At 65.9% G+C, this 17,760-nt stretch carries 13 protein-coding genes; 2 read left to right on the top strand and 11 right to left on the bottom strand.

The features are described 5' to 3' along the window. Positions 1-15 precede the first annotated feature (15 nt). The 3 genes from rpoB to EMO90_RS08505 form a co-directional block, all read right to left on the bottom strand. Entirely contained in the window at positions 16-3,558 is a 3,543-nt protein-coding gene (rpoB, locus tag EMO90_RS08515) for a DNA-directed RNA polymerase subunit beta (RefSeq protein WP_217624957.1), read from the bottom strand. A gap of 671 nt (positions 3,559-4,229) precedes the next feature. After that, positions 4,230-4,862 (bottom strand): hypothetical protein, encoded by a 633-nt coding sequence (locus EMO90_RS08510; RefSeq protein ID WP_223849763.1) that lies wholly within the window; start codon positions 4,860-4,862, stop codon positions 4,230-4,232. 156 nt (positions 4,863-5,018) lie between these two features. After that, on the bottom strand, positions 5,019-5,996 hold the full coding sequence (locus EMO90_RS08505) for an HhH-GPD family protein (RefSeq protein ID WP_150354148.1): 978 nt from the start codon (positions 5,994-5,996) through the stop codon (positions 5,019-5,021). Between the two features lie 89 nt (positions 5,997-6,085). On the opposite strand from EMO90_RS08505, the gene EMO90_RS08500 reads away from it, so the two are divergent. After that, on the top strand, positions 6,086-6,685 hold the full coding sequence (locus tag EMO90_RS08500) for a tRNA (cytidine(34)-2'-O)-methyltransferase (protein WP_150354168.1): 600 nt from the start codon (positions 6,086-6,088) through the stop codon (positions 6,683-6,685). A gap of 216 nt (positions 6,686-6,901) precedes the next feature. Here EMO90_RS08500 and EMO90_RS08495 read toward each other — a convergent pair whose 3' ends face one another. Both EMO90_RS08495 and EMO90_RS08490 read right to left on the bottom strand, forming a co-directional pair. Then, complete coding sequence (locus tag EMO90_RS08495; protein ID WP_150354147.1) at positions 6,902-8,266, bottom strand: PFL family protein; 1,365 nt, start codon at positions 8,264-8,266, stop codon at positions 6,902-6,904. 105 nt (positions 8,267-8,371) lie between these two features. After that, a complete protein-coding gene (locus EMO90_RS08490; RefSeq protein ID WP_150354146.1) occupies positions 8,372-8,644 on the bottom strand; it encodes an ACT domain-containing protein in 273 nt (90 codons plus the stop codon). A gap of 359 nt (positions 8,645-9,003) precedes the next feature. Between EMO90_RS08490 and EMO90_RS08485 the strand changes: the two genes are divergently transcribed. After that, positions 9,004-10,323: an MFS transporter gene (locus tag EMO90_RS08485; protein WP_150354145.1), complete on the top strand. Its 1,320-nt coding sequence runs from the start codon at positions 9,004-9,006 to the stop codon at positions 10,321-10,323. A gap of 88 nt (positions 10,324-10,411) precedes the next feature. Here EMO90_RS08485 and EMO90_RS08480 read toward each other — a convergent pair whose 3' ends face one another. The 6 genes from EMO90_RS08480 to EMO90_RS08455 form a co-directional block, all read right to left on the bottom strand. Then, the gene (locus EMO90_RS08480) at positions 10,412-11,821 is read right to left on the bottom strand and encodes a DHA2 family efflux MFS transporter permease subunit (RefSeq protein WP_223849762.1); all 1,410 of its coding nucleotides are present in this window, start codon (positions 11,819-11,821) and stop codon (positions 10,412-10,414) included. 325 nt (positions 11,822-12,146) lie between these two features. Continuing rightward, entirely contained in the window at positions 12,147-13,397 is a 1,251-nt protein-coding gene (gene galK, locus EMO90_RS08475) for a galactokinase (protein WP_150354144.1), read from the bottom strand. A 49-nt stretch (positions 13,398-13,446) separates the two neighbouring features. Continuing rightward, entirely contained in the window at positions 13,447-14,697 is a 1,251-nt protein-coding gene (galT, locus tag EMO90_RS08470) for a galactose-1-phosphate uridylyltransferase (RefSeq protein WP_150354143.1), read from the bottom strand. Beyond that, complete coding sequence (locus tag EMO90_RS08465; RefSeq protein WP_150354142.1) at positions 14,694-15,512, bottom strand: DeoR/GlpR family DNA-binding transcription regulator; 819 nt, start codon at positions 15,510-15,512, stop codon at positions 14,694-14,696. The genes galT and EMO90_RS08465 overlap by 4 nt, the downstream gene beginning before the upstream one ends. 56 nt (positions 15,513-15,568) lie before the next feature. Then, positions 15,569-16,309, bottom strand: a complete 741-nt coding sequence (locus tag EMO90_RS08460; RefSeq protein WP_150354141.1) for a polyprenol monophosphomannose synthase — start codon at positions 16,307-16,309, stop codon at positions 15,569-15,571. A 58-nt stretch (positions 16,310-16,367) separates the two neighbouring features. Continuing rightward, complete coding sequence (locus EMO90_RS08455) at positions 16,368-17,519, bottom strand: quinone-dependent dihydroorotate dehydrogenase (protein ID WP_150354140.1); 1,152 nt, start codon at positions 17,517-17,519, stop codon at positions 16,368-16,370. Positions 17,520-17,760 lie beyond the last annotated feature (241 nt).

Genomic DNA, 17,760 nt, shown 5'->3' with positions numbered 1-17,760 from the left:
CTTTCGAAATCTTTATCAGCGGTATTCGGGTTCGGGAGCGGCCTGGTCGGCCTTGGCGGCGGCGTCCGGACGGGCGCCGATGTTGAAGCCCAGATCGTTGGCGGAGCTGACCGGATCGTCCTCCTCGTCCTTCATGTCGATGGCCACGCCATCCGCGTTGAGCACCTCGACGTTCAGGGACAGGGACTGCATTTCCTTGAGGAGCACCTTGAAGGACTCGGGGATGCCCGCCGGCGGCAGGTTGTCGCCCTTCACGATCGCGCCGTAGACGCGCACGCGGCCGTCCACGTCGTCGGACTTGGTGGTCATCATCTCGTGCAGCGTGTACGCGGCGCCGTAGGCCTCGAGGGCCCACACCTCCATCTCGCCGAAGCGCTGGCCGCCGAACTGGGCCTTGCCGCCCAGCGGCTGCTGGGTGATCATGGAGTACGGGCCGGTGGAGCGCGCGTGGATCTTGTCGTCCACAAGGTGGTGCAGCTTCAGCATGTACATGTAGCCCACGGAGATCGGCTTCGGGAACGGTTCGCCGGTGCGGCCGTCGAACAGCGTGGCCTTGCCGTCGTCGCCCACGAGCTTGTTGCCGTCGCGGTCGGGCAGGGTGGTCTTCAGCAGGCCCTGGATCACGTCCGGGCGCACGCCGTCGAACACCGGGGTGGCCACCGGGGTGTTCGGATCGGCCTTTTCGGCGCCGGCAGGCACGTGCTTCTTCCACTCGGCCTCAAGATCCGGATCCAGGCTGATGTCCCAGCCGGAGTGCGCGATCCAGCCGAGGTGCAGCTCGAGCACCTGACCCAGGTTCATTCGCGAAGGCACACCCAGCGGGTTGAGCATGATGTCCACGGGGGTGCCGTCCGCCAGGAACGGCATGTCCTCCTCGGGCAGGATGCGGGAGATGCAGCCCTTGTTGCCGTGGCGGCCGGAGAGCTTGTCGCCCACGGTGATCTTGCGGTGCTGGGCGATGTACACGCGGATCATCTGGTTGACGCCGTTGGGCAGCTCGTCGCCGTCCTCCTCGGCATCCTCGCGGGTGATCTCCTTGACCGCGATGACGGTGCCGGTCTCGCCGTGCGGCACGCGCAGGGAGGTGTCGCGCACCTCGCGGGACTTCTCGCCGAAGATGGCGCGCAGCAGGCGCTCCTCCGGGGTGAGCTCGGTCTCGCCCTTCGGGGTGACCTTGCCGACCAGGATGTCGCCGGCCTCGACCTCGGCGCCGATGCGGATGATGCCGCGCTCGTCGAGGTTGGCCACCGCGTCCTCGCCCACGTTGGGCAGGTCGCGGGTGATCTCCTCGGCGCCCAGCTTGGTCTCGCGGGCGTCGATCTCGTACTCCTCGATGTGGATGGAGGACAGGGTGTCGTCCTGCACGAGGCGCTGGGAGATGATCACGGCGTCCTCGTAGTTGTAGCCGTTCCACGGCATGAAGGCGATGAGCAGGTTCTTGCCCAGGGCGATCTCGCCCTTCTCCACGGCCGGGCCGTCAGCCAGGACGGTGCCCTTCTCCACGCGCTCGCCGTCCTTTACCAGCGGACGCTGGTTGTAGCAGGTGGTCTGGTTGGAGCGCTGGAACTTGTACAGCTTGTAGCTGGAGGTGGTGCCGTCGTCATTCATGACGCGGATCATGTCGCCGGACACGTAGGTGACCACGCCGTCCTTCTCGGCGATGATGACGTCGCCGGAATCGTACGCGACGCGCCACTCGGAGCCGGTGCCCACGAGCGGGCGCTCGGACTCGATCAGCGGCACGGCCTGACGCTGCATGTTGGTGCCCATCAGCGCTCGGTGGCCCTCGTCGTGCTCGAGGAACGGGATCAGGGAGGCGCCGATGGAGACCATCTGGCGCGGGGAGACGTCCATGTAGTCGACCATGTCGACCGGCACATCCTCGGCCTCGCCGGCGGCGTCACGCACAAGGGCGTCCTTGTTGACGAAGTTGCCGTCCTTGTCCAGCTCCTGGTTCACCTGGGCGATGACGTGGTCCAGATCGCGGTCGGCGGTCATGTACTCCACATCGTCCGTCACGTGGCCGTTGACGACCTTGCGGTACGGGGTCTCGATGAAGCCGAACGGGTTGGTGCGGCCGAAGGTGGCCAGCGAGCCGATCAGACCGATGTTCGGGCCTTCGGGGGACTCGATCGGGCACATGCGGCCGAAGTGGGACGGGTGCACGTCTCGCACCTCCATGGAGGCGCGGTCGCGGGACAGGCCGCCGGGGCCCAGGGCCGACAGACGGCGCTTGTTGGTCACGCCGGCCAGCGGGTTGTTCTGGTCCATGAACTGGGACAGCTGGGAGGTGCCGAAGAACTCCTTGATGGTGGCGTTCACCGGGCGGATGTTGATCAGGGACTGCGGGGTGATGGCCTCGGAGTCCTGGGTGGTCATGCGCTCGCGCACCACGCGCTCCATGCGGGACAGGCCGGTGCGCAGCTGGTTCTGGATCAGCTCGCCGACCTGGCGGATGCGGCGGTTGCCGAAGTGGTCGATGTCGTCCACGTCCACGCGCAGCTCGACGTCCTGACCGTCGCGCTTGCCCGGGAAGGTCTTGTCGCCGGCGTGCAGGGTGACCAGGTACTTGATGGTGGAGATGATGTCCTCGCGCTGCAGGGAACGCTCGTTGTAGTCCACCTCGAGACCGAGCTTGCGGTTGATCTTGTAGCGGCCCACGCGGGCGAGATCGTAGCGCTTGGTGTTGAAGTAGAAGGAATCGAGCAGGTTGCGGCCGGCCTCCGGGGTGGCGGTGTCGGACGGGCGGATCTTGCGGTACAGGTCCGTGAGGGCCTCGTCCTGGGTCTCGATGGTCTCCTTGGCAAGGGCGTCGAGCACCAGCGGGTAGCCCTGGAACGCCTGGGCGATCTCCTGCTTGGTCATGCCGATGGCCATGAGGAAGACGATGGCGGACTGCTTGCGCTTGCGGTCCACGCGCACGCCGAGGACGTCGCGCTTGTCGATCTCGAACTCCAGCCAGGCGCCGCGGGACGGGATGATCTTCGCGCCGAAGACCTCCTTGTCCGAGGTGCGGTCCGGCGTGCGGTCGAAGTAGACGCCCGGGGAGCGCACGAGCTGGGAGACGATGACTCGCTCGGTGCCGCCGATGATGAAGGTGCCGTGCGGGGTCTGCAGCGGGAAGTCGCCCATGAACACGGTCTGGGATTTGATCTCGCCGGTGTCGCCGTTTTCGAATTCGGCGTTCACGTACAGCGGCGCGGAGTAGGTGTAGTCCTTCTCCTTGCACTCCTGCACGGTGTGGCGGGGCTCCTCGAAGTAAGGGTCGGAGAAGGTCAGGGACATGGTCTGGGCGAAGTTCTCGATCGGGGAGATCTCCTCGAAGACCTCGTCGAGGCCGGAGGTGTGGGGCACGGTGTTGGTGCCGTTCTTGAGATCCTCCTCGACGCGGGCCTTCCAACGCTCGTTGCCGATCAGCCAGTCGAAGCTGTCGGTCTGGACGCCCAGCAGGTAGGGAACGTCGATGGGTTCCTTGATGGAACCGAAGTTCACGCGGTTCGAAGCCTTGTGCAGCTCGATGTCGTGCTCGTCCGCGCGTGCGTATGTGGTAGTAGCCAAGAGACTTGTCCTTATCGCTCGCTAGTTCGATTCTGGTGTTTTTCCCCGGAACGCACCCGCGAGCCACCATATGCTCATGCGGGCGTTTCCCCTATGATGCATGCCCGCCATATGACATACTTCACGCGAAGTCAACATTATAGGCGCTTCGGCGTGTCGCGTCAATCGTGCGGGCCGCCGGCGTTTCGCAATGCGGACGCCGATTTGACGACGGCGCGCGAATGGACTTGGCGGGGCCGCGTCATCCTGCGCAGACAGACTCTCTCATCCTGAGCGCAACGTTCGTTCCTTTCGTCATCCTGAGCACTGAGCCGTTAAACGGACAGCCCGGTGGGCTGTCCGTAGGCAGGCCGAGCCGTGAAGCGAACGCCGGCGGCGTTCGCAGGCGAGGGCGAACGACAGTGAGCAAATGAAACCGCGGCCGCAGGCCGACCGCAAATGCTGTCGAGCCGCCGCCAAGGCGGCGACGGTCCGGCGCAGCCGGACAACGAAGGGCGGAGTCGAAGGATCCTTAATTTGTGCACGAAGTTAAGGATCCTTCGACTCCGCTACGCTTCGCTCAGGATGACGGGAACTCACACGCTTCGCTCAGGATGACGGGAACTCACACGCTTCGCTCAGGATGGGGAGGCACCCCCGCTTCGCTCAGGATCGGGGAGGAACAATCCGCGCTACTGCACCGTGATGACCACCGGATCGGACTTGAGGTCGGGATCGGACTTGAGGCTCAGCCGGGCCACGTAGGTGCCGGCCTTGACCTTGGGCAGCTCGGAGCTTTTGCGGCAGGTGGTGTCCGTGGCGTTCGCGTTGGCGCCCCATGTGATCTTCGCCTCATCGCGGTTCATGCCCTGCGATTTGCTCATCAGCAGCATGCGGCTGGTGGCCGGGCAGATGTCCGACTTCCAGATGGTCTGGTCGCCGCTGGTGATGGCCAGGATGCGCGAATCGTTCGCGCCGTTGATCAGGCAGGATCCGGCGCCGGTGTAGGAGATGGCGGCGGTGAAGTCGAGGGAGCCGCCCACGGCCACGCTGGACGACGCGGCGGTCAGTTCCAGACGCACGTCGGAGGAGGAGCAGTTCGGCACGCCGGAGGTCTTTTTGGCGGTGGGGACGGTCTGGCGGCTGATCGCGTTGATGTCCGCGCGGTTGAACCAGTAGTACAGCGCGCCGATGCCCTTGCCCACGCCCCAGACCGCCCCCACGGCGGCGGCGAGCAATGCGACGAGCACCACAAGCGCGACGAGGCGGCGACGCCGGTACATCCGTCGCTGCGCGGGGGTCCACTGCTTCCTTTTCTTGGCCATAACCACTTCAGTCTACGTTTCCCGCGGACCGCGCGCGGCGATGAAGCGCGGACCCTTGCCGCTTGTCCACAACCGGGCACGCGAAAAGCCGCGCGGCACACGTCGCAACCCCGTGAACGATCGTGGCACTGTGAGCGATCGCAACTCCGTGAACGATCATGCGCGGGGCAGCCGCAGGGATCCGTCCGGGAGGATTTCGATCAGGCCGTCATCGTCCAGACTGGCGATGCAGGCGTCCAGCTGGGCACGATCGGCCCACAGCTGCCGTGCCTGCGCGCGCGGCAGCGATGGGACACCGGGCATCGTCCCCGCCGCACCAACATCGCCGCCGCCATCGCCGCCGCCCGCGGGCAACCTGCGCAGGGCGTCGAGCACGATGCCGCGCACCTGACGATCGGTGCCCTGGAACCGCTGCCGGGGCCGGGTGCGCCGCTCGCCCAAACCGGGGCGCCCGGCGGCCAGGAACATGCACAGGCCGGATACCGGACAGACGTCGCACCGGGGCGATTTGGCCGTGCACACCAGGGCGCCCAGTTCCATCACCGCTTGGTTCCATGTGACGGACTCCCCGGCATCCGCCGGCAGCACGCGATTCGCCAGATCGCGCTCGGCGGGCTTCGCGGAGCCGCCGAGCGACTCGACGCCCGTGAACACGCGGGACAGCACGCGACGGATGTTCGTGTCGATCACCGCGATCCTCATGCCGAACGCGAAGCTCATCACCGCACTGGCCGTGTAGTCGCCAATGCCGGGCAGAGCGGTCAAACCATCGTACGATCGTGGCAGCTCGTCGGCGCACTCCCCCGCCACCACGCGGGCGCACTCCTGCAAGCGCAGCGCACGTCGCGGATAGCCCAGACGCCCCCACGCGGTGATCACCTCCGCTGGGGACGCGGCGGCGAGGGCGGCGGCATCCGGCCACACGTCCATCCACGCCCGCCAGTAGGGCACCACGCGGCTCATCTGGGTCTGCTGGCTCATCACCTCGGAGACGAGCACGCCCCACGGGGTGGTGCGGCCGAACCGCCAGGGCAGATCGCGCGCGTTGGCATGCCACCACGCGAACAGCGGTGCAGCCACGGCGGAGGGGTCCGCGACGGAGGCGGCGGCAAGAGGTTCAACGGTGTCGTTCATCGTCCCTATTCTTAGCATTCGTGACGAACGAAGCGAACAGTGCAGCAGCAGCCCCCGAAGAGGCGAATCCCGAGGCCAAGGTCGAGAAGATGTTCGAGTACGGCTACCGCAAATCGAACTACGGGCCGGACGAACTGGTGACCGATGCGCACGGCAACCCCATCTCCGTGGTCGACGCGATGCTTTCCGCGGAGAAGGCCGCGGCGGCAGAAACCGTGACGCCTCACCTGTGCTATTACTCGCCGCGCATTCCGGGCAACACCGGATCGGCCATCCGCCTGTGCGCGGTGACCGGCACGATCCTGCATCTGGTGGAGCCGCTGGGCTTCAACCTCCGGGACACCAAACTGCGCCGCGCCGGACTGGACTACCACGACATGGCGCACGTGGTGCTGCACCCGAACTTCGAGAATCTGGTGGAGTCGATGCCCAATTCGCGCATCATCGCGTTCACCGCGCACGCCACGAAGCTGTACACGGAGGTGGAGTACCGCCCCACCGACATCCTGCTGTTCGGCCCCGAGCCGGGCGACATCCCCGATCCGATGGACATCATGGCCGGCCCGCACGTGGCCGAGCAGGTCCGCCTGCCCATGCGCCCGTCCCTCAGGTCCCTCAACCTGACCAACTGCGCCTCCATCGCCATCTACGAAGCCTGGAGGCAGCTGGGGTTCCAGGGCGGAGCCTGACAGACGGTAAACCGCACGAAGTGTATACGCGTATACGCAACAGACGGCGCGATCATCCCGAGCGGAGCAAACTCACCCGCCGTCATCCTGAGCGGAGCGAAGGATCCTTCGTCATTTCGCACTGACGTCATAGTGCAGGAGATTAAGGATCCTTCGACTCCGCTGCGCTTCGCTCAGGATGACGTTTGGGGGCTCCCCGAAGGGAGCCCCCAAACGTCAGTTCTTGAACGAGTGGATCGGCGCCGGGATGCGGCCGCCGCGGGTCACGAACGCCGCGCAGCTGGCCTTGTTGACCGGCATGATCGGCGCGTAGCCCATGAGGCCGCCGAAGTTGGCCTCCTCGCCCACGCCCTTGCCGACCACCGGGATCACGCGCACGGCCGTGGTCTTCTGGTTGACCATGCCGATGGCCGCCTCGTCCGCGATGAGGCCGGAGATCGTGGCGGCGGAGGTGTCGCCGGGGATGGCGATCATGTCCAGACCCACCGAGCACACGCAGGTCATGGCCTCGAGCTTTTCGATCGTCAGGCACCCGGAGGCGGCCGCGTCGATCATGTTCTTGTCCTCGGAGACCGGGATGAAGGCGCCGGACAGGCCTCCCACGTAGGAGGACGCCATGATGCCGCCCTTCTTGACCTGGTCGTTGAGCATGGCCAGCGCGGCGGTGGTGCCGGGCGCGCCCACCTGCTCGAGGCCGATCTTCTCCAGCACCTCGCCCACCGAATCGCCCACCGCGGGCGTGGGGGCCAGGGACAGGTCGATGATGCCGAACGGGATGCCGAGCCGGCGCGACGCCTCCTGGGCCACGAGCTGGCCCACGCGGGTGATCTTGAACGCGGTGCGCTTGATCGTCTCGCACAGGAACTCGAAGTCCTTGCCCTTGGCGGCATCCAGCGCGCGGGAGACCACGCCCGGTCCGGAGACGCCCACGTTGATCACCGCGTCGCCCTCGGTGACGCCGTGGAAGCCGCCCGCCATGAACGGGTTGTCGTCGGGCACGTTGCAGAAGGCCACGAACTTGACGCAGCCGTAGGAATCGTTGTCCGCGGTGGCGGCGGCGATGTCCTTGATGACGTGGCCCAGCAGCTCGACGGCGTTCATGTCGATGCCGGTCTTGGTGGAGCCCACGTTCACGGAGGAGCACACGATGTCCGTCTCGCTCAGCGCCTGCGGCAGGGAGCGGATGAGCAGCTCCTCGGCCGGGGTCATGGCCTTGGAGACCAACGCAGAGTAACCGCCGATCAGATCCACGCCGCACTCCTTGGCCGCGCGATCCAGCGCGTGGGCGATCTTGACGAAGTCCTTGGTGGACCTGCACGAGCTCGCGCCCACCAGGGAGATGGGGGTGACGGTGATGCGCTTGTTGACGATCGGGATGCCGTAGTCACGCTCGATCGCCTCGCCGGTGGACACGAGGTCCTTGGCGTAGCGGGTGATCTTGTCGTAGACCTTGCGGCACACCTCGTCCACGGATCCGTCCGCGCAATCCAGCAGGGAGATGCCCATGGTGATCGTGCGCACGTCGAGCTTCTCCTGCTCGATCATCTGGTTGGTCTCGTGGACCTCCATGATATTTAACATTGATGCGTTCCTTCGAAAGTAGTCGATTCCCTGTTGACAGCGCGGCCTGACGGCCGGCTTCGAAACCTAAAAACAGTCCACAGGACTGTTTTCTTAACGGCTTCGTCAGACGCGGTGCATCTTGGTGAAGATCTCCTCGCGCTGGCAGCGGATGCGCACGCCGATGTCCTCGCCGAGCTCGTCGAGCGCCTCGACCATCGCGCCGAACTCGACGTCGGACTTGGAGTAGTCGACGATCATCATCATGTTGAAGAAGCCGTCGATGATGGTCTGGGAGATGTCCAGCACGTTGACCTTGTGGTCGGAAAGGTAGGTGCAGACGCGGGCGATGATGCCGACGGTGTCCTGGCCGACGACGGTGATGATTGCCTTGTTCATGGCGCTCCGATCGAATTATTTTGGGAGAAAACGACAGACCATACCAGTATAGAAGGAAACCCCGCAAACCCCTTCGCCCGTACCGTTCCTCGGATGCCCGGTCCACGCCGCCACCCTCGCGCGGCACCTCGGACCACGTCCGAATAGTGACCCGGCTATTGCCATCGGGGCGATGGGCTCCGTATGTTGTGTTCAGTTTCCGGCCACAACCGGAACAGCAGATTGAACCGCACCGGCGCAGCTCCTCGACTGGCACAACCGGCAGGGGGCGATCCCGGGGGACGGTTCGCAGGTCCGGTCCGCGCATACGAGCGCACATGGCCGGACGCACCAAAGAGAATCTAGAGGGGTTCATTTCCATGTCCGCAGCAACTGCAGCCGCCAAGTCGGCCACAGTCAAAAAGGATTCCGTGCCGGAGATCATCGCCGCGTCGATGGTCGGCACGGCCATCGAGTTCTACGACAACTACTGCTACTCCATCGCGTCCGCCAGCTACTTCGGCGTGATCTTCTTCCCGGCCGCCACTAAGGCCAACCCGGCCATCGGCACCATGCTCGCCTTCCTGACGTTCGCCGTCTCCTTCCTCGCCCGCCCGTTCGGCTCCATGCTGTTCGGCCACTTCGGCGACAAGGTGGGCCGCAAGACCACGCTGGTCGTGGCCCTGATGACCATGGGCATCTCCACGTTCCTCGTGGGCTGCCTGCCCGGCTATGAGCAGCTGGGCATCGTGTCCATCATCATCCTGTGCATCTGCCGCGCCTGCCAGGGCGTGGGTCTGGCCGGCGAATGGTCCGGCGCCGCGCTGGTGGCCACCGAGAACGCCCCGGCCCACAAGCGCGCCCTGTACGGTTCCTTCCCGAACCTCGGCGCCCCGATCGGCTTCTTCTGCGCCTACGGCCTGAACCTGCTGCTCGACACCACCCTCGGCCCCGACACCATGCAGGCCTGGGGCTGGCGCATCCCGTTCCTGTGCTCCGCGATCCTGGTCATCATCGGCCTCTACGTCCGTCTGCACATGTCCGAGACCCCGATCTTCCGCCAGGCCGAGGCCGAGGACCGCGTCTCCAAGCACCCGCTGCGCGACCTCGTCCCCTACTGGAAGGAAGTCCTGCTGGGCACCGCCGCCATGGGCATCACCTACTCCCTGTTCTACGTGCTCGGCACCTGGTCGCTGTCCTACGGCGTCAAGGTCATGAAGCCCGCGTTCACCCAGAACGAGTACCTGGCCATGCAGATGGTCTCCGTGGTGTTCTTCGCCATCTTCATCCTCGTGACCTGCGTGTATTCCGACCGTCTGGGCCGCAAGACCGTGCTGATCTCCACCACGCTCGCCACGCTGGTGTTCAGCCTCTTCGCCATGCAGTCCCTGCAGCACAACGTGGTCACCGTCATGCTGTTCCTGTGCGTCGGCTTCGCGCTGATGGGCGGCCTGTTCGGCCCCTGCGGCGCCTACCTGCCCGAACTGTTCCCGACCCACGTGCGCTACTCCGGCGCCGGCCTCGCCTACAACCTGGCGGCCATCTTCGGCGGCGCGTTCGCCCCGACCATCGCCACCGCCCTGGTGCAGGCCACCGGCACGGTCGAGTCCGTCGGCTGGTACCTCGCCGTCATGTCCGTGATCGCCCTGATCGCGCTGTTCCTCATCAAGGAAAGCAAGAACAACGATTACGCCAAGTGATCCGATCGGCTGACCGTTTGGTTGGCCGGCTATGAAAAACCCCGCGCGGAAATCCGTGCGGGGTTTTTCATATCTCGATCATGCCTTGCTATCGGCGCGGCTCGCGCAGACCGAACGAGCCGATGAGCACCAGGGCGACCAGCGCCAGTCCGAACGCATAGCCGTAGCGCGAACCGGTCACGAAGCCGGCCTGGGTGCTCGTGTCCGCCAGCCCCAGCAGGCAGGTGGCGATGGCCGTGCCGATCGCGCCCACCACCTGCTGCATGGTGTTGAGGATCGTGCTGCCGTCGGCCGCCAACTCGCGCGGCAGGCTGTGCAGCGCGGCGGACTGGGTGGACTGCTGGATGAACGGGATGCCCACCATGATCACGATGTGCGCGGTCAGGAACAGCGCCACCGGGGAGCCGACGCCGATCGCGATGAACAGCGCGCCGCCGATCACGGCCATGACCACGCCGATCCACACGAGACGCTTGGCGCCATACTTGTCGTACAGGTGGCCGGCCAGCAGCGTGCACAGGGCGTTGATCACGCCGGCGGGCAGCATGAGCAGGCCTGCGGTGGCCGAATCCATGCCCAAGCCGCGCTGCAGCTCCTGCGGCACCAGATACATGAATGCGAGGGTGCAGGCGAACGAGCAGCTGACCATGACGGCCGGCACGGTGAATGCGGGGATGCGCAGGGCCTTGAGGTCCAGCAGCGGGTCGGCGACGGTGAACTGGCGGCGCGCATAGAATGCGAGCACGATCACACCCACCGCCAGCAGGCCGATCACCGGCACGGAGAAGCCCATGTCGCTGATCAGGCTCACGCCGGCCACCAGGCAGCCGAAGCCGACCGCCGAGGCGATGATGGACGGGATGTCCACGGCCGGGCGGGTGCGTTCGATCGGCGTGACGAAGAAGGCGGCGGTGAGCGCGATGGCCACGGCGGCGACCACGGCCAGCATGGCGAAGATCGCGCGCCAGGAGAACGCGCCGATCAGCAGGCCGGCCAGGGTGGGGCCGATCACGGGGGCGAACATGATCGTCAGGCCCGCCACGCCGTTGGCCGCGCCGATCTTATGCGGCGGGAAGACGCGCATGATCGCCGCGTACATGGTGGGCAGCATGATGCCGGTGCTCACGCCCTGGACCATGCGACCGGCCAGCAGGATCGGGAAGTTGGGGGCGATGGTGCACACGATCGCGCCCGCAAGGAAGCAGATCAGGGCGAACAGGGCGAGGGTCTTGGCCCTGACCCATTTGAGCATGAAGCCGACGCACGGCAGCACGACGCCGATGGCCAGCATGTAGCCGACGACCATCCACTGCGCGGTGCCGGAGGTGACGGAGAACTCCTGCATGAGGTCCGGCAGGGCGATGTTCATGGACGTTTCGGACAGCATGCCCAGAAAGACGCCGGCGTACAGGCCGGACATGACCCGATGGGGATGGGCGAAGCGCGGCTCGGCTGCGGCGGGTGCGGATGTTGCGGTTGTTGCGGATGACTGTGTCACGGTTTCCTCTCTCTGGACGCAGAAAACCGCATGGCCCGCACCGAAGTACTCAATGTATTCGGCGCGGGCCATGCGGTTTTGAACAGCTCCGCAAGTTAGCACGCTTTACGGGTTTTCGTAAGTTGCCCCGGGCGTGTCGCTGGATGGTTCGGCTGCGTCAGGCCTCGCGCCGAACCGTCAAGCGGGACGCCCGGTGGGCATCCCGTAGGTGAGGGGAGCCGCCACCACGGCGGCGACGGCGTCACGCCTCGCGCCGAACCGTCAAGCGGGATGCCCAGTGGGCATCCCGTAGGTGAGGGGAGCCGCCACCACGGCGGCGACGGCGTCACGCCTCGCGTGACGCAGCAGCGGCCGCCACGGCGGGCAGGGCGCGCGGGGCGTTGAAGCCCTGGGCCTTGAACTCGTCGGCGATGCGCTGGGCGATGTCGTGACCGGCACCCTTGTTCACCAGGGCGATGATCGAGCCGCCGAAGCCGCCGCCGGTCATGCGGGCGCCATAGGCACCGTGGGCGCGGGCGATGTTCACGGCCGTGTCCAGCTCGGGCACGGTGACGCGGTAGTCGTCGCGCAGCGAGTTGTGGGAGGCGTTGAACAGCTCGCCCGCCTTGGCGATGTCGCCGGCCTTGAAGGCGTCCACGAACTTGGTGACGCGGCCGATCTCGGTGATCACATGGCGGGTGCAGCGGATCTGCGCCGGCTCGTCGAGCTTCTCGAGCACATCGGCGAGCGCGGCGACCGGATCGTCCGCGGCGTTGACCTGATCGGCCACCACGCGCAGGTTCTCCACGCCGAGGATCCTCGCGGCCTCCTCGCAGGTGGCGCGGCGCTGGGCGTACTGGCCGTCGTTGAGCTGGTGCGGGGCTTGGGTGTCCACCACAAGCAGCTCAAGGCCGTACTTGTCCAGATCGAACTCCTGCTGGGAAACGGACTCCAGCGGGGTCAGGCCCGGACGGCAGTCGAGCAGGATCGCGTGGCCGGCCGTGCAGCGCATGGAGGCGTTCTGATCGAGGCCACCGGTGGAGGCGCCGGCCATGTCGTTCTCCGACTTGATGGCCGCGTTGATGAGCGTGACGCGGCCGGCGTCGGTGGAGCCGTAGCCCAGGCCGTACACGTCGTCCAGCGCGAGCGCGGTGGAGCATGTCATGGCGGCGGAGGAGCTCAGGCCGGAGCCGAGCGGCACGCAGGAGACGAAGGCGGCGTCGAAGCCCTTGACCTGGTCGAAGCCGGCCTCGCGCAGGGCCCAGGCCACGCCGGCCGGGTAGGCGGCCCAGCCGTCCACGCCGCCGGCCTTGAGGCCGTCCAGATCCGCGGTGGCGACCTTGTCCGTGGCCACGTCGGACACGAGGCGCACGGTGGTGTCCTCGCGCGGGCTCAGGGCCAGGAAGGTGCGGTGGGGCAAAGCGATCGGCAGGCACAGGCCGGCGTTGTAGTCGGTGTGCTCGCCGATCAGGTTGACGCGGCCGGGGGCGGCCCACACGCCGGCGGGATCGGCGCCGAAGGTGCGCTTGAACAGGTCGCTGGCCTGCGCGACGCCATCCTCGTGGCTGATCGGCTCGATGAATTCAACAGCAGTCATTGGTGTTTCGTTCCTTTTCTTGTGGTTGTTGTGCTTGGCTGTGCACGGCTCAGTCAGCGATGTCGACGTCGCCCAGCTCGTGGAAGCGCTTGGCGATCAGTTCCGGCGTGGTGTCGGAGATCCAGGCGGCCATGCCGGACTCGGAACCGGCCAGGTACTTGATCTTGTTGGCGGCGCGGCGGAAGCTGAAGAACTGGAGGTTCAGGCGGTAGTTCGCGCGGCGCGGGTCGTGGATGGGGGCCTGGTGCCAGGCGGCGATGTACGGCAGGTCCATGCCCTTGCCGTCGCCCTTGTCGAAGAAGGCGTTGCCGCGCTTGAGCAGCGTGGAGTACATCTGGGCGAGGTCCCAGCGTTCCTGGTCGTTGAGCTGGTCGAGGGTGAGCACGTCGCGCACCGGGGCCACGTGGACCTCGAGGGGCCAGCGGGCGGCGGCCGGCACGTAGGCGACCCAGCTGTGGTTGCGCAGCACCACGCGCTCCTTGGCCTCCAGCTCGGCGTTCATCAGGTCCTTGAGCAGGTTGCCGCCGGTCTTCTCGTGGTAGGCCTCGGTGTGCTTGAGCTCGGCCTCCATCTTCGGGGCGATGAACGGGTAGCAGTAGACCTGGCCGTGCGGGTGGGCCAGCGAGACGCCGATTTCGGCGCCGTGGTTCTCGAACGGGAAGATCTGCTCGATGCCCTCCATGGCGGAGATCTCGGCGGTGCGGAAGGCCCAGGCCTCCACCACCGTGCGCAGGCGGGAGACGGGCAGATCGGCCGGCAGGCCGTGCTCGTCGGGGTCGAAGCAGATGACCTCGCAGCGGCCGGCGGCCATCTTCTTCTCCCACAGCGGGTTGCCGTCGACGAAGGTGACGTCCTCGGAGCGGCCGGGCACGCGGACCATGGACGGGAAGCGGTTCTCGAAGACGACGACGTTGTAGTCGGTGTCCGGGACCTCGCCGTCCTGGTACGGGTCGCCGGGCTTGCGGGCGGCCAGCGGGTTGCCCTTGGCGGTGGCGCCGGGGCCGGCGGTGATCGGGCGGTTCATGCGCGCGGTGGCCATGGGGATCCAGTCGCCGGTCAGCGGATCGCGGCGCATTTCGGGGGCCGCGTACGGCACCTCCTCGCCGGCCGCGTTCAGCTGGTTGCTGAAGCGGTACGGCAGATCGCGCGGATCCTTCAGCTCGCGCGTCTTCGCGCCGGAGACGTACTCCGGATCGTCGTCGAGATAGAAGAAGTCACGGCCGTCGGCCAGCGTCGTCGGCGTGATGCGAATGTGCTCGGACGCATACTCCCCCGGGGTGTAATGTGCGAATTCGCTCATTGGATGTGCTCACTTTCACTTTCTTGTACCTGTTCCACCTGTTTGGCGAGAACAAGGTCCTTTACCAACTCCTTGGTTTGCTTCGCCGAGACGGGGTCCAGACCGTCGTCGGTGATGACCGTGTCCACCTGGTCGAACCGGGCGAACAGGGACAGGGATGTGCACGCCCACTTGGTGTGGTCCGTGAGGATGATCGTGCGGTCGGCGATGTCCATCATGGCCATGTCCGTGGCCGCCTCCAGCGAGTTCGGCATGAGGAAGCCGCGCGGGATGGACACCGAATGGGTGCCGAGGAACACGGTGTTGACGCGCAGGGAGCCGATCACCTTGTCCGCGATGGGTCCCACGAGCGCGTTGGAGCGCGTGATCACGCCGCCGGTGACGATGACTTCGACGTCCTTCGTCTCCAGCGCCTGCACGAGCTCGGCGACCGGGATCGAATTGGTGAGGATGGTGACGCCGGCGGACTGCTGGGATTCAAGCAGATGCTGGGCGAACACATAGGAGGTGGTGCCGCCGCCGATGGCGATCACGTCTCCGGGGGCCACGTATTTGATGGCCTCCTGGGCGATGGCGTCCTTGAGCCCGATGTCCATTTGCGACTTGACCGAGAACAGCGGCTCGGCGAGCAGCGTGGAGGTGGTGATGGCACCGCCGTGGACGCGCTTGAGCAGGCCCTTGTCCGACAGGTCAGCGATGTCCCGTCGGATCGTCATCGCGGAGACACCAAGCTCCTTGGACAGCGCGGTGATGCGCACGGCTCCTCGCGTGCGCAGTCGGCTCAGGATCAGATGTTGGCGTTGTGACGATATCATTCGAACATTATCGCACACATCCGCTCATATAACAAAACGAGAATGAGCGTTTCGTGTCACGAAGCGTGACGGCGAGACAGGCGCTCAAGACCCCATTTCGTGACCATCGCCATGGCCTCCACCACGATGCGCGAGCTCATCTTGGAATTGCCGCGCACACGCTCCACGAACACGATCGGCACCTCGCGGATCACGCCGCCAGCTGCCGCCACGCGACGGGTCATGTCCACCTGGAACACGTATCCGTTGGCCTCCACGCGATCGAGCCCCAGCCTCGCCAGCATGGGCGCGCGGTAGATGCGGAAGCCGGCGGTCATGTCGTGGATGGGCAGTCCGAGCATCGTGCGCGCGTACCACGAGCCGCCGCGGGAGATCGCATCGCGAATCCACGGCCAGTTGACCGTATGGCCGCCGGGCACGCGGCGGGAGCCGATCACCAGATCGACCTCCGGGTTCGTGATGGCCACATCCAGCATGCGGCGGAAGTCCTCCGGCCGGTGAGAGCCGTCCATGTCCATTTCGCAGATCAGATCGTATCCGCGCTCCAGCGCCCACTGGAAGCCGGCCAGATACGCCGGACCCAGGCCGTTCTTGGCCTCGCGGTGCAGCACATGGATGCGATGGTCCCCCTGCCCCATGAACGCGGCGAGGCGGCCGGTGCCGTCCGGCGAATTGTCGTCCACCACCAGCACCTCGACTTCAGGCGCATAGGCGAAGATGCCGGACAGCGTGGGCTTGAGGTTCGCCACCTCGTTGTAGGTGGGCATGACGATCAGCGTGCGGGTCCCTTCGGACATGAATCCCCCTTTCTGGCACATACTGTAGCAATCGCCGACGGCGGATGCGGCGCGCGACTCAGTCCACGTCCACACCCACGGCCTCGGACACCGAATCGAAGCCGTCGCGACGCAGCAGATCGGCCAGACCGCGCTTGAGCACGGTGATCTGCTGGGGACCGCGGTACATGAGCGAGCTGATGAACATGACCAAGCTGGCGCCGGAGCGGATCTTGGCGTACGCCTGGCGGGGCGTGAACACGCCGCCGATGCCCGCGATGGCGAAGCGGTCGCCGAAATCGCGGTACGTATTGGCGACGATCGCATTGCTGGCGCGGTACGTGGGGCCGCCGGACAGGCCACCCTCCCATTCGCGCGGGATCTGTAGGCCCGTGCGGTCCTTCTGCAGGTTGGCGATCGACACGCCGTCCACGCGATGGTCCGCCAGCACCTCAAGCAGGTCGCGGAACTCGGGCCAGGTCTTGTTGAGCGGCATCTTCACCAGCACCGGCTGCGGATGTTCGATTTTGTCCAGTTCGGTGAACAGCTTGTCCAGATTCTCCGGGCTGGAGGTGAACGGCTCGCCCACATGGGTGTTCGGGCAGGAGACGTTGACCTCGATCATCGCGGTGCGGCCGGCCGCGCGGCGCATGGAGATGCAGTAGTCCTCGATGCCCTCGTCCAGATCGCCGCAGTACTGGTCGTTGGTGCGCGCGATCGACACGGAGATCTGCATGCCGTGCGACTTGCGCCAAGCCTCCTCGGCACGCGGGATCACCTTGTCCGAGCCGTCATTGGCCAGACCCACGTGCACCATCATCGAATCGTATTCGGGCAGACGATGGAACCACGGCTTGGGATTGCCCGGGCAGACGCGCGCGGTGGTGGAGCCCACGGTTTCGAAGCCGAAGCCGGCGTTGTCCAGCAGGACCGGCATGTCGCAGTTCTTGTCCAGGCCGGCGGACAGGCCAAACGGGTTGTTGAACCGCACGCCCATCACATTGGTCTCCAGAATCGGGTCCGTGTAGTTGAGCATCTCGCGCTCCAGCCACATCAGCGGCGGAATGTTCTTGGTGACGCGGCAGAACTCGATCATCTGGTCGTGCGCCACATCGGGCGTGTGGTTGAAGACGAAATGCGGCTTGATGACGTGCTTATACCCGAAGGTGAACAGATCGGTGGTGGCCTTGTTCACGGCGTCGTGCCAGAAGTTCTCGGAAACGTAGCTCATGCGTTCCATTGTCTCACCGCATGCGGCGAAGCGCCAGCGAATGGTCGGGAGGGCCCGCGTCATCCTGAGCGCTGAACATGCCTCCTCGTCATCCTGAGCGAAGCGCGTGATTCGGTGCTCTCCCGTCATCCTGAGCGGAGCCCGTTAGGGCGGAGTCGAAGGATCCTTAATTCCCCACACAAAGTTAAGGATCCTTCGACTCCGCTATGCTCCGCTCAGGATGACGGAGAAGGGCGCTCAG

It is taken from the genome of Bifidobacterium vespertilionis (assembly GCF_008698145.1).
Classification (GTDB): domain Bacteria; phylum Actinomycetota; class Actinomycetes; order Actinomycetales; family Bifidobacteriaceae; genus Bifidobacterium; species Bifidobacterium vespertilionis.
Note: the sequence above shows the minus strand (reverse complement) of the source record. Positions and strands in the feature narration are given on the sequence as shown.